This window comes from Brevibacterium sp. VCM10, assembly GCF_000583215.1.
GTDB classification, from domain to species: domain Bacteria; phylum Actinomycetota; class Actinomycetes; order Actinomycetales; family Brevibacteriaceae; genus Brevibacterium; species Brevibacterium linens.
Genome location: NZ_JAJB01000007.1, coordinates 58,544 through 71,328 on the forward strand (window position 1 = coordinate 58,544; position 12,785 = coordinate 71,328).

12 protein-coding genes and 2 tRNA genes are annotated in these 12,785 nt (G+C 64.6%); 7 read left to right on the forward strand and 7 right to left on the reverse strand.

Going from position 1 to position 12,785, the window contains the following annotated elements; all coding sequences use genetic code 11:
* Window positions 1-144 precede the first annotated feature (144 nt).
* On the reverse strand, window positions 145-1,551 hold the full coding sequence (locus AD89_RS17910; protein ID WP_025776812.1) for a hypothetical protein: 1,407 nt from the start codon (window positions 1,549-1,551) through the stop codon (window positions 145-147).
* Window positions 1,552-1,614: 63 nt separating this feature from the next.
* Window positions 1,615-1,688 (reverse strand) — tRNA-Gly (locus AD89_RS0101335).
* A gap of 165 nt (window positions 1,689-1,853) precedes the next feature.
* Between AD89_RS0101335 and AD89_RS0101340 the strand changes: the two genes are divergently transcribed.
* Both AD89_RS0101340 and AD89_RS0101350 read left to right on the forward strand, forming a co-directional pair.
* A tRNA-Pro gene (locus tag AD89_RS0101340) sits at window positions 1,854-1,927 on the forward strand.
* A 216-nt stretch (window positions 1,928-2,143) separates the two neighbouring features.
* Window positions 2,144-3,355, forward strand: coding sequence for a hypothetical protein (locus AD89_RS0101350; protein WP_025776814.1), 1,212 nt, complete (start codon window positions 2,144-2,146; stop codon window positions 3,353-3,355).
* Between the two features lie 83 nt (window positions 3,356-3,438).
* Here AD89_RS0101350 and AD89_RS0101355 read toward each other — a convergent pair whose 3' ends face one another.
* The 3 genes from AD89_RS0101355 to AD89_RS0101365 form a co-directional block, all read right to left on the reverse strand.
* Entirely contained in the window at window positions 3,439-4,551 is a 1,113-nt protein-coding gene (locus AD89_RS0101355; protein WP_025776815.1) for an alcohol dehydrogenase catalytic domain-containing protein, read from the reverse strand.
* A gap of 13 nt (window positions 4,552-4,564) precedes the next feature.
* Window positions 4,565-5,038, reverse strand: coding sequence for a ribose-5-phosphate isomerase (locus AD89_RS0101360; RefSeq protein ID WP_025776816.1), 474 nt, complete (start codon window positions 5,036-5,038; stop codon window positions 4,565-4,567).
* Between the two features lie 90 nt (window positions 5,039-5,128).
* The gene (locus AD89_RS0101365; protein ID WP_025776817.1) at window positions 5,129-5,734 is read right to left on the reverse strand and encodes a mycothiol-dependent nitroreductase Rv2466c family protein; all 606 of its coding nucleotides are present in this window, start codon (window positions 5,732-5,734) and stop codon (window positions 5,129-5,131) included.
* Between the two features lie 193 nt (window positions 5,735-5,927).
* Between AD89_RS0101365 and pepN the strand changes: the two genes are divergently transcribed.
* The 3 genes from pepN to AD89_RS0101380 are packed head-to-tail and all read left to right on the forward strand — an operon-like array spanning window position 5,928 to window position 10,095.
* Window positions 5,928-8,606, forward strand: a complete 2,679-nt coding sequence (pepN, locus tag AD89_RS0101370) for an aminopeptidase N (RefSeq protein WP_025776818.1) — start codon at window positions 5,928-5,930, stop codon at window positions 8,604-8,606.
* A 12-nt stretch (window positions 8,607-8,618) separates the two neighbouring features.
* On the forward strand, window positions 8,619-9,710 hold the full coding sequence (locus tag AD89_RS0101375) for a mechanosensitive ion channel family protein (RefSeq protein ID WP_025776819.1): 1,092 nt from the start codon (window positions 8,619-8,621) through the stop codon (window positions 9,708-9,710).
* Window positions 9,694-10,095, forward strand: coding sequence for a globin (locus tag AD89_RS0101380; RefSeq protein ID WP_025776820.1), 402 nt, complete (start codon window positions 9,694-9,696; stop codon window positions 10,093-10,095). Before AD89_RS0101375 ends, AD89_RS0101380 begins: the two co-directional genes overlap by 17 nt.
* Here AD89_RS0101380 and AD89_RS0101385 read toward each other — a convergent pair whose 3' ends face one another.
* On the reverse strand, window positions 10,096-10,767 hold the full coding sequence (locus AD89_RS0101385) for a hypothetical protein (protein ID WP_025776821.1): 672 nt from the start codon (window positions 10,765-10,767) through the stop codon (window positions 10,096-10,098). It lies immediately after the preceding gene.
* Entirely contained in the window at window positions 10,764-11,306 is a 543-nt protein-coding gene (locus tag AD89_RS17915; protein ID WP_051504971.1) for an acyl-CoA thioesterase, read from the reverse strand. Before AD89_RS17915 ends, AD89_RS0101385 begins: the two co-directional genes overlap by 4 nt.
* Window positions 11,307-11,401: 95 nt before the next feature.
* Between AD89_RS17915 and AD89_RS0101400 the strand changes: the two genes are divergently transcribed.
* Complete coding sequence (locus tag AD89_RS0101400; RefSeq protein ID WP_025776822.1) at window positions 11,402-12,310, forward strand: acyl-CoA thioesterase; 909 nt, start codon at window positions 11,402-11,404, stop codon at window positions 12,308-12,310.
* Window positions 12,307-12,552, forward strand: coding sequence for a hypothetical protein (locus AD89_RS0101405; protein ID WP_025776823.1), 246 nt, complete (start codon window positions 12,307-12,309; stop codon window positions 12,550-12,552). The genes AD89_RS0101400 and AD89_RS0101405 overlap by 4 nt, the downstream gene beginning before the upstream one ends.
* Window positions 12,553-12,785: the final 233 nt, after the last annotated feature.

Sequence of the window (12,785 nt, forward strand, 5' to 3'; positions counted from 1 at the left end):
ACCGCAAACGGCCATCTCACAGCCTGATCGGTCATCTCGTGACCTTGGAGGGAGCGAAAGTCCACGAATAGTTCGCGCACGTCCGCAAGACGCAATCACCTATGTTACGCGAAACCCCCGCCGTTACGCGAAACCGGGGTGTTGTCACGAGGCCGCTCCGCCTCGGTGCCCGTAGAGCTCGTCGAGGGTGATGATGACGTTGGCCGCCGTCCATGACAGCGGGGCTACAGAGACCGGATCGCCGTCCGCACTGATCTTCTCCGGAAGAGACCCGGCACTCGTGCGGTGTTCCGTCAGCCAGTCGAGGACCGATTCGGCCCTGGCGCTGAGTCCGAGGCGTGCGAAGCCGAGCCCCATAAGCGACGTAGACGGCGTCCAACTTGAGCGGTCGAGGATCCACCCATGCCCGGGCTTGATCCCGCCGGCCGGCTGTTCGAGACGGTCCCAGACTCCGGCGAGGAGCTCGGGGTCGAGCGCGTAGATTCCGTCCTCCGCGTTCGGCACGAGTCCGGCGGCGGGCAGGTAGGCGATGGCCGAATCGGATCCGCCCGAGGTGGGATACCGCTGCATCCCATTGGCCCCGAAGGTCCGGCTGAAGGTCTGACGATAGTCATCGGCTCCCCGCAGAACCTCGTCGGCTTCCTCGCCGAGGCGGCTCCACAGCCCCGGATCCGCTTTCGTCAGCGCGGTGAGCGAGTTCATCCCGACCAGAGTCGGTCCGGCCAAGCCAAGCGTGACCTGTGATTCTCCGACCTCCCAATAGTCCGGTCCGACCGGAGGCAGACGGCGGCCGCGGGACGTGAGATCGAACAGCCGCGAACTGGTCCGTCGCAGCAGATCGTCGAGTCCCCCGAGATCGGAGCCTCCGATTGTCGCCGTGGAGACGGCGTGCACTTCGGCAACCGCCCAGAGGACGAGGCCGAGTGAGTCGAACTGCGACGCACGATCGTCCGGTGCCAGACCGGTTTCGGGGTCGACGCGGGCGGCGAACGCCCCGTCGGGCGCCTGTACGGACTGCAGATAGCGCAGATGACCCCAGGCCAGGCCCGAGAGCCCGACCCGCGCCAGAGCCACCGCGCAGAAGGCGGTATCCCGCGGCCAGACATAGCGCCACGCACCCGCCCATCCGGCGACCGGAGCGGGCAGCCCGTCGCTGAGCACCCACAGGTCGAGCAGAGCTGCGACCGCGAGCTCTCGACGGTGGGCGGGCAGCGTTGTCAGCCACGACTCGCAGCCGTCGAGGAACTCCTGCTGCCTGAGCGCCGGACCCGGATCGGCAAGGTCCGGCATGACTCTCGACTGTGCGGGCAGGATCTGCACGGATTCGGCATCCACAACCTCGCGCAGGCCCGAACGAGTGTAGGCGGCGGTGACCGAACGGACCGGGTCCGGTCGGGCTGCCTCGGCGAGGGCCGTCGTGATCGCTGAACCGAGACCGATCGCGCCGATTCCGATAGCGGCACCGGTGAGAACCGCCCGCCGACTGGGCCGGGCGGTGTCACGCTCATCGCGCGGGAGCGTGCCGCGTGGCGGCCGAACGGCAGTGGTCATGAGAAGGATCCTACCCGTCCGGGCATAAGAAAACCGGCCTGACCATCTGGTCGGACCGGCTTGTGGAGGGGATGACGGGAATCGAACCCGCACCATCAGTTTGGAAGACTGAGGCTCTACCATTGAGCTACATCCCCGTGTTGCGAGTTCGACTATAGTCGAGAACTTCCTCGACCGCCAAATCGGCATTCGGTGACCTGCGTCACTTGCTCGCTGGAACTGTGAGGTGTGTCGCATCGACGGGTTTGCCTGATTCGCAAGGTGCGAGTCGCGACCCGCCTGTGGTTAGATAGGAGCCGTCGCGGGATGTGGCGCAGCTTGGTAGCGCATCTGTTTTGGGAACAGAGGGTCGCAGGTTCAAATCCTGTCATCCCGACAGACTCCAGCCGCCCGGACCAATCAATCCGGGCGGCTTCTCTCTATGTGCGTCCGATCTGCTCAGCCACCTTTCGGCTCGACCGCCACTCGCGGCTCCCTCTTATGCCCGCTCATCTGCGAGCATGACTCGATCCCCCGATTGTGAACAGTCATCAGATGTGCCGTATGGTGGCTCAGTTTGTCTCAACGGCTTCAGGAAGGGTCAGAAGTGGCGATGACGATGGGGGCCCGCTGCGCGGCAGTGTTCGCTGCGGTCGGACTGGTGGTCATCGGATGTTCAGAAGGCGCCGACCGCAAAGCGAATTCCGCTGCGCCGACGGAAGGATCCGACGAGGCCGACGTGCTGTATCCCTCCACGGCATTCGGCGAGCCCGAGTGGCAGGAAGGTCCATTGACGAATGACTTCGAAGATCAGGTGCAGGTCTTCGACGACCGTGTCGTCCGGTGGGGCGGATCGAAGCTCGAATCCCGCAATCCAGACGGCACGATCGCGTGGCAGCTGGATCTGGCGGAGCACTTCTCCGACGACGATGAAGAGATTTCAGACGTACGCCGGATGGCCGGCGGCAAGCTGGGACTGAACACCGAGATCTTGGCCAGCCATTCTCAGACCTTCCTCCTTGATGCCGAGTCCGGGGACAACCTCGAGAAGGTCGAAATCCCCGACGGATGGAGGTTTCACTTCATGCCGACGAGGGAAAGCACGTGGGGGCTGAGTTTCCAGTACAAAGACGACGACCAGAAGAATCTTGTGGTGAATTCCGATGGGTCGACAGACACGTTCGAACACCTCCAGTACGCGACCGGAAAGTCCGCAGTGACGCTGGAGGAGGAATTCGGAAATGAGCTCATCTGGCATCCGACCGGTGGCCGATCCGGCACGACCACGACGTACCGGGACTTCGCCGGCAGCACCGAACGAGCGGGCAGCATCGAGCCACGTGTCGTCGTCGACGAAGACATCGCCATCATCCGTTCCGGAGAAGTGGGAGAGAGCGCGACGGAGATGATCGACCTCAGCAAGGGTGAGCGCCTCGCGGTCATCAAGGACTGCTACCCCGATGAGATTCTCCGGCTCGACCACAGCTTCTCCAGCTCCAACGGAGAGTTCGTCGCTGCAGGCAACGCTGTGTGGAAGGGATCAGACCCCACCTGTCTCAGCGACGACGGCGGGACCACTGCCATGGCTCAGGCTGTATACGACGACGGCACCGTGATCGCCATTGATTACTCAGGGCACGAGGACACGGCGACTTTCAACCCGGCGAAGCAGCCGGGGATGCTGATCAGGGATGGTCAGAGAATCTCCGAGTTCGAGATCCCCGAAGGGGAGAAGAAGGAGGTCGCCCCGACGGGCACGTTGTCCAATGGGCTCGCCGTCTACGCAGGCTCCGGCGGATCGGTTGTGGCCGTGCCCCGGAAGTAGACGCGGTCGGCCGTGAGCAGATGCCCGTGCCGCAGGTGGTGTGGAGAGATTCGGATCTCCTGCGACCGCGGGCGTCGCGCGGCTCAGGCCCCGAAGTCGATGATCTGTCGCACGACGGATCCGGCGGCCAACGCGTCGAATGCGGAGTTGATATCGTCGAGACCGATGGTGTCGGAGATGAGCTCCTCGACCGGCAGCTTGCCCTCTCTCCACAGCTGGGCGTAGACGGGGATATCGCGGCTCGGCACCGCCGACCCCAGATAGGAGCCGATCACGGTCCGGGCCTCCGCCGTCAGGGTCACCGGGGTGATGTGTGCCTGCGCATCCGGGGCAGGCAGACCCACTGTCACGGTCGTCCCGCCGACTGCAGTGGCGGAGAGCGCGGTCTCGAAGGCCCGAGCATGCCCGACGCATTCGATGACGATCGGAGCCTTCCTCTCCCCGAGCTGTTCGGGGGTGAAGACCTCGATCGCTCCGAGTTCCTTCGCCCGCACAAGCTTGTCCGGATTCGCGTCGACGCCGATGACTCCAGCGGTCTCGATGGACAGCGCCGTGATGAGCGCGGCCATCCCGACGCCGCCGAGACCGACGATCATCACTTCATCGTCCGGCCCCGGCTTGCCGGCATTGAGGACCGCTCCCCCGCCGGTGAGCACCGCGCAGCCGAGCACAGCGGCGATGGACGCGGGAACATCATCGCCGACGGGAACGACGGAAGCGCGGTTGACCACCGCGTGGGTGGCGAACACGGACGCGCCGAGGTGGTGGAGCACCTCGGCGCCGGTGTCATCGTGGAGACGCACCTTGTGCCCATCGAACGGCAGGGTCCCCGCACCGTTCGTCGCACTGCCGGGGGTGCAGGGAAGTTTGCCGTCGGTGCGGCAGTTCGCGCATTCCCCGCAGCGAGGCAGGAACACTGTGACGACCTGTTGGCCGATCTCGAGGTCATCGACGCCGTCGCCGAGCTTCTCGACGATTCCCGCTCCTTCGTGCCCGAGCAGCATCGGCAGCGGGCGGGGACGGTTGCCGTCGACGACGGACAGATCCGAGTGGCAGACCCCGGCGGCCATCATCCGGATGCGAATCTCCCCGGGACCCGGCTCATCGAGTTCGAGCGTCTCAATCGTCATCGGCTGCGACTGGGTGAATGGCCGAGGCCGTTCCTTCTCACGCAGCACGGCGCCGTGGATCTTCACAGTGTTCTCCCTCCTACAGAGCCTGCTGGCCCTGCTCCTCATACTTCGACATGATGCTGATGCGGCGTTCGTGGCGCTCATCGCCGGAGAACGGCTCGGCCAAGAAGGCGTCGACGATCGCGATGGCCTCGGCTTCCGAGTGCTGGCGGGCACCGACGGCGACGATCTGAGCATTGTTGTGCTGCCGGGCCAGCTTCGAGATCTCCGGGTTCCAGGCCAGAGCGGTGCGTGCACCCTTGACGAGGTTGGCGGCCATCTGTTCGCCGTTGCCCGATCCGCCAATCACGACTCCGAGAGCGTCGACGCCGGCTGCCTGGTCATCGACGACGCCCTGTGCCGCGGCGATGCAGAATGCCGGGTAGTCATCGAGAGCGTCGTACTCGTGGGCGCCGTGGTCGACGACGTCGTGCCCGGCTGACTCGAGGTGCGCCTTGAGCACCTCCTTGAATTCGAATCCGGCGTGGTCGGTGCCGAGGTGAACCTTCATATGTCTGCCTTTCGGTGGGATCTCTTGATCGATCGAGTCCGCTGAGTGAACGGGCTGTTGAGTCGCGGCCGCTGGTTCGGCCCGAATGACTCAGTCGAAGTTCGGGCCCTGGTCACGTGTGCGCTTGAGTTCGAAGAATCCCGGCGTCGAGGCGACCGCGAGGACTCCGTCGAAGAGCCGGCCGGCGTCTTCTCCCTTCGGAGCGGGGGTGACGACAGGGCCGAAGAACGCGGTTCCGGCGACGCGGCAGATCGGTGTGCCGACATCGTCTCCGACCAGGCTCAGCGCCTCGTCGTGGGAGGCCTGGAGCCGAGCATCATAGTCCTCGGTCTCTCCGTACTTCATGAGATCGGCCGGCAGCTCGAGCTCGGCCAGCGCCTCGGACACGGCCTTGTCGAAGTCCTTCTCCCCACCCGGGTGGATACGATTGCCGATCGCGGTGTAGAGCGGTTCGGCGATCTCGTCTCCGTGTTCGGCGATCGCGGCGGTGACGATGCGCATCGGAGCCAGTGCCCGATCCATCAGTGCCCGGTAGTCGTCCGAGATGTCCTTGTCGCGATTGAGGAAGTTCAGGCTCATCGGGTGGAACTTCACGTCGACGTCGCGGACCTTCGCCACTTCGAGCCCCCACCGTGAGGTCATCCATGCCCACGGGCAGGCCGTGTCGAACCACAGATCGAGTGTTTCTCTGCTCACTGTCTCTCCTCTGTCATACGTGTGCGGGCCCCATGCCGGGTACCCATCGTGTCAGTGTTCAATCTATCAAGAGCGGCCGAGTGCAGGGAGAGCGGTCGAATCCCGATCAGTGGTGCCGATATCGCACGAGGAGCGAATGTCCATGAAAGAATGACCGAGTACACCCGGTTCCCGAAGCAAAGGTCGCCTCACAGTGCCGCAACACAACCTCACCCGCGACGAAGCACGCGAACGCTCCGCCATCGTGGACGTCTCGAGCTACGAGCACACCCTGATCCTCACAGGAGTTGGTGAGAGCTTCCGCGTCCGCTCACGTATCCGCTTCACTGCAGCACCGGATTCGACGACGTTCATCGATGCCATCACCGCCAGTGTCGAGCGCGTCCGCCTCAACGGCACCGACCTCGACCTCGCCGAGGTGGTCGCACCGGCCCGCATCACCCTTCCCGGCCTCGCCGCTGAGAACGAACTCATCGTCGACGCCCACTTCACCTATATGAACACCGGAGAGGGCCTGCACCGATTCGTCGACCCCATCGATGACGAGGTCTACCTCTACTCCCAGTTCGAGGTCCCCGACGCTCGCCGTGTCTTCCCCGTCTTCGAACAGCCCGATATCAAGTCTCCGTTCTCCTTCACCGTCGTCGCACCGGAGAAGTGGACCGTCGTCTCGAACTCGCCCACTCCGACACCCAGCGACCCGAAGGAGACCTTCGCCGAACTCGGAGAGGCCCAGCAGGACGGCATGGCGGTGTGGCAGTTCGCCCCCACCACACCGATCTCGTCATATATCACCGCGATCATCGCCGGCCCGTATGAGTCCGTGCATTCGCAGCTGACATCCGCCGACGGGTCGATTGTGCCGCTGGGCCTCTACTGCCGCGCATCCCTGCTCGAACACCTCGATGCGACGAAGCTGTTTCGCATCACGAAGGCCGGCTTCGAGTTCTTCGAACGCGAATTCGGCGTCTCCTACCCGTTTGAGAAGTACGACCAGCTCTTCGTGCCCGAGTTCAATGCCGGAGCCATGGAGAATGCCGGTGCCGTGACGATCCTCGAGAACTACGTGTTCCGCTCCCGCCCCACAGAAGCACTGGTCGAACGCCGCACGGTCACAATCCTCCACGAACTCGCTCATATGTGGTTCGGCGACCTGGTGACCATGCGCTGGTGGAACGATCTGTGGCTCAACGAATCCTTCGCCGAGTTCATGTCGACCCTGGCCACGGCCGAAGCGACCGAGTTCGCCGATGCGTGGACGACCTTCGCCACGATCGAGAAGTCCTGGGCCTACCGACAGGATCAGCTGCCGAGCACGCATCCCATCGTCGCCCCGATCGAGGACCTCGCCGACGTCGAGGTCAACTTCGACGGGATCACCTATGCCAAAGGAGCATCGGTTCTCAAACAGCTCGTGGCCTGGGTCGGTCGGGACGAATTCTTCGCCGGGCTGAGGAGCTACTTCGACAAGCATGCGTGGTCGAACACCGAGCTCTCCGATCTCCTCACCGAGCTCGAGGCCACCTCGGGCCGGGATCTGGAGCGCTGGTCGAAGCTGTGGCTCGAAGAATCCGGGGTCAACCTCCTCGAGGCCGTGATCACCACCGCGGACGGTGAGCCGGCAGCAGAGGAATCGGGGGCGGACGAACAGACGATCGCGACCCTGCAGGTGACTCAGCGGCCCTGGTCGATTCCGGGACAGCCCACCCCGTCCCTGCGACCTCACCGGCTGGCCGTCGGCTTCTATTCGGACAACGGGCAGGGACGTCTCGAGCGCACCCATTCGTTCCCCCTCGACATCGACGGGGAGTCCGCCGACGTGGACGAGGCCCGAGGCCTGCCCCGGCCGGATGTCATCGTCGTCAACGACGCCGACCTCAGCTATGCGAAGGTCCGCTTCGACTCCCGCAGCATGGAGACGGCGGCTCGCAGGCTGGGCGACTTCGACGATTCGCTCACCCAGCTGCTCGTTCTGGCCACCCTGTGGGATGAGGTCCGTGACGGTGAACGTCCTGTTCACGATTACATCCACACGGTGCTCACCCACCTTCGAACCATCACCCATTCGTCCGGACTGCTCACGCAGATGCGACAGCTCGACACTGCGGTCGCCTCCTATCTGCCGCCACAGGAGCGGGAGACGATGCACGCCGAGGTGGCTGACCGTTTCATCGAGGTGCTCGAGACGAGCGAAGAGGGAACGGATCAGGCCTTCCAGTTCGTACGCGGGTTCATTCGCCATGCGACCACACCCGGTCAACTGGATCGGCTGAAGTCCTGGCTGCGGCCGGAGACGGAACGCGTCAGTGGGATCGCTCTGGACACCGACCTGACGTGGGAGATCATCATCGGGCTGTGCTCGAACGACGCAGTCGACGATTCCGCAGTCGAAGAGATGAGCCGGAAGGACCCCAGCGCCACCGGTGTTCGCCACGCCGCGACCGCACGGGCCACTCGCCCCACCTCGGCGTCGAAATCGCGGACCTTCACCCGCATCGTCGACGATGCCGACCTGCCGAACTCCGAACTCGGGGCACTCGCACTCGGCTTCGGAACCGGCCTGCAGACGGCCTCCGGCGAGCTCATCGCTGCCGAGGCACCGCTGAGGACCTTCACCGAGGAGTACTTCGCCCGGGTGGCCGGCTGGTGGGAGACGCGCACGCTGGAGATGGCGCAGACGATGACTCTGCGGCTGTACCCGCCGGTGAGTTCTGCCACAGTCGACTCCACTTCCCTGTGGCTCGACGATCATCCTTCCGCGCCGAAAGGCCTGGTGCGACTGATGCGGGAGAACCTCGCCGACGCGCAGCGCGCACTGGAAGTTCAGCGTGTGTCCAGCACTTCCAAGCGATCATTGAACCTTCACAGCTAGTCTCGAAAGATCATGACAACCGATGCAATAGATTCCACTGTTCAGAATGCAAGTGACTTCGACTGGGGAACCTTCCTCCTCGGCGCGCCGCTGAAGATCACCGTCATCATCATCGGCGCCATCGTCGTCAACCTCATCATCCGACTCTTCATCCGCCGGTTCACCACCGCGGTGGCCAAGGGCACCGTCGGCAGCGAGAAGGCCGAAAGCGCCGGCCGGATGAAATTCTCGGCCACAGCGCTCGAGGCGCAACGGACCGGGATCGACGAGCAGACGATCAAGCAGCGCCGAGCTCAGCGGGCGAAGACCGTGGGTCGGATGCTCTCATCGGTGACGACGATCCTCGTCAGTGTCATCGCGATCCTCATGATCCTCGATGCGCTGAGCTTCAACATCGCCCCGATCCTCGCATCCGCCGGCATCGCCGGTGTGGCCATCGCCTTCGGTGCTCAGGAGCTCGTCCGCGACTACCTGTCGGGTTTCTTCATCGTCATCGAAGACCAGTACGGAATCGGTGACACCGTGGACCTCGGCGAAGCCGTCGGCGAAGTCGAGGACGTCGGCCTGCGTCGCACCCAGATCCGTGACCTCACCGGCACCCTGTGGCATGTGCGCAACGGTGAGATCCTGCGTGTGGGCAATCTGTCCCAGGGGTGGGCTCGCGCCGTCCTCGACATCCCCATCGACTACCGAACCTCGATGGATGAGTACCGCACGATGACCGCTGAGGTCACACGCTCGCTGCGGAAGGATCCCGAGCTGTCCAATGCGATGCTCGAGGATCCGGAGATCGCCGGAGTCCAGTCGCTGTCGGGCTCCCACCGAGTCATCCGCACCATGGTCAAGACCAAACCGAACCTGCAGTGGATGGTCGAGCGTGCCTTCCGCGCCGAACTGATGACCCAGCTGGCCAAGCACGGCGGACAGATCGGTATGGTGCAGGAGACGGTTCTGCGCACTCTGCCCTCCGAGGAGAAGGCGATGGCTCCCGCGGTCGCCACCGACACCGACAATCCCTCGCCGCTGCCGGGTGACCAGGAGATCCGCAGCACCGCCCAGGAAGACTCCCCCAGTGAAGGATCGAGTGATGGCGCAGACAGCTGACGGCTCAATCTTCGCCGCCGTCGGCGGGCATGACACGTTCACCCGCCTCGTCGACGTGTTCTACCAGCATGTCGACGCCGATGCCGAGCTCATCGCGATGTATCCGGACGGCCATGAGCTGGAGGGGGCCAAACATCGTCTGCAGATGTTCCTCGAACAGTATTTCGGCGGTCCGTCGACCTATCAGGAGCAACGAGGTCACCCGCGACTGCGGATGCGGCACTTCGACTATCCGATCGACTTCGACGCCCGGGATCGCTGGCTGCGCTGCATGCGTGCAGCCCTCGACGAGGTGAGCCTGCCGCCGCTGTACGACGAGATGTTCTGGGACTACTTCCAGCGGGCGGCGACCGCGATGGTCAACACGAATCCGAACATCCGCTGATCACAGGCTCCGTACGCGTGTGAGCAGGTGACCGCCCGGGGCGACGAGGCGCAGCCAGCCTCCGGACTCCATGATGTGCAGCTGCCGATCGTCATCGCGACCAGCGGGCGGGATGAAACGCAGCGCAGCGGCGGCGAAGGCCAGTCCACCGGGCATCCCAGTGCCCTGCTCACCGGTCATCTCGCGTGACCACACACGGGAGCGCAGGGCCTTGACCGCGTGCCCTCCGGATCCTTCGGGCGCACCGGTGCTGATCTCTGCGATCCCTGTCTCCGCTGTCTCGTGGAGCCGTCCGACCGTGATCGTGTCGTATGCGGCCCAGCCTCCGAGCGGAGGCGCGATCCCCGTCCACGACACGAGCACGGAGTTCGGCGGCACCGGCAGAGTGGTTTTGTTCTCGTCGCGTGCAAAGCGGTCGAGGAGATTCGACAGCGGCACCGCCTCGTCGAAGCCGTCCTGTTCGTGGTCGTCCAGGCGCAGCATCCGCATGGCCAGCACCAGCGGCGTCGAGTCGCCGAGTCCGTGTGGGAACAGCGGGGCCACTGTGGCGGCAAGGACGTCGGAGACGACCTGCAGCCGCATCGCTCCGTCGGCATCCGCTCGGTGGGCCAGCGACGCGAATGCGGAGAGATCCCTCATCGCCAGCGGGTCGGTGATGTGCAGTTCGGTCATCGGCCGGCCCTCCGCAGCGGCACGGGCGTGCCGAGCACTGAGTCCATGGCCGCGGTTTCGACTTCGCTGAGTCGTCGGGGCCGACCGCTGCTGATATCGATGAAGACGATGACGGTTTCGGCGACCGTGTAGGTGCGCGAACCGTCCGGTTCGCAGATGACATAACCCACCGTCACCGACGCGGGTCGCACATCGCTGATGACGAGATCGACGGCGATGGGTCCGGTGCGATACGGGATCGGGGAGCGGTATTCGATCGCGTGGGAGGCGACGAGCAGTTCGGTCGTGGCCGAGGCGTCGGCGAAGATCGTCGGCATCTCGACCCCGCTGACCGTCGCGGACACCCCGTGCTGTCCCGGCGTGGTCGGCGCATCAGAGCTGTGGGTGGGAGAGCCGAGGGCCCGGACACGCGCCTCTTCCAGCAGTTTGAGCTGAGTGACGTTGTTCACGTGGCCGTAGGCGTCCATGTCACCCCATCTCAGTTCCAACAGTACGCGGGTGAATTCGTCGAGAAGGGGGTTGGTGGAGCCTGAATGCATGCACCCCATCATGCCACCTTCATCACGGTGATGCCGCACGCGATAAGATCGTGGTTCGTACGCTTGATTGGCCCAGTCATCCGAGGGAGAAGCCCATGACCGACGAAGCATCCACCGAAGCGGAGGCGAACGTAGCGACGTTGCACGAGATCCTCGCTCTGCGCCGACTCGAGTTCACCGCGGCTTCCAGCGAGACGGATTTCTTCATCGGGCACAGCCAGTACAAACCAGACGGTCGGGTCTTCGGCGGGCAGGTCCTCGCACAGTGCGTCGTCGCAGCCGCGGCCACGCTTCCCAGCGACCGTCTGATCCATTCGCTCCACGGGTATTTCCTGCGCGCCGGCGATGTCAGCGAACCCATCGAGTTCGGAGTCGAGCGGCTGCGTGACGGCCGTTCGTTCTCTGCCCGCCGAGTCCACGCCTACCAGAAGGGTGCGCCGATCCTGTCGCTGAGCGCGTCGTTCCAGGACGATCAGCCCGGCCTCAGCCATGCCGAGCAGATGCCGACCGATCTGCCGGCTCCCGAGGACTGCCCGGAACTCCTCGACTACCTCGGCGACGAGGATTCTCCGCTCGTCAGCGATTGGCTGAAGAAGCGTCCTTTCGAAGTCCGTCCCGTCGAGCCGTCCCTGCACACGTCGGGCGTGTCCGATCCCTCCATCACCGAACAGCATTCCTGGTTCCGGGCCGGCGCGACGTTCGGAGACGACCCTGTGCTCAATGCCGCCGCTCTCGCCTATGCCAGCGACTTCAATCTGCTCGAGCCGGTCCTGCGCCACCACGAACTGACCTGGCGGACCCCGGGTCTGCGCGTGGCCAGCCTCGACCATGCCATGTGGTGGCACCACCGAGTCCGCGTCGACGAATGGATGCTCTATGTGCAGGAGTCCCCTGCCGCGCAGGGCGGACGCGGGCTCGGCTACGGGCGCATCTTCGCTCAGGACGGAACCCTGCTCGCCACCGTGGCCCAGGAAGGCATGGTCCGGGTCAAGGACGTTCGATGACGCATCAGGACCCGACGATGATGGATATCATCGGCACCATCCTCAGCCGGTTGGTCAACGTGGCGCTGTTCCTCGTCATCGGGCTGCTCAGCCTCGTGGCGTTCATGGGACGCACGGATCTGCACGTGGCAGTGTGCGGCCTGCTCGCCGTGCTGTGCGGAGTCATCGGCACGATCCTCCTGCGTCTCCTGTTCAGAGGGATCGCGCGCCTCGGCGGACTCACCAGCCGCTCGCAGGACTGACTCACAGTCCGGCCCGCCCGCACGGCCTCATCGAACCCGGGCGCACAGACAGGTCGGCCTGGTTCGGGACTCAGGTTCCGCGGACAGCCCCAGAGTTTGTGGACGGCCTCGGCTTCGCAGACAAGCGAATCAGCACAGGCACAGGGATGCCCCGGTCGATTCGACCGGGGCATCCCTGTGCCTGCTAAAGAAGAGTCGGACCCGAGGCAGCTCAGACCGGACTGAGATCAGTC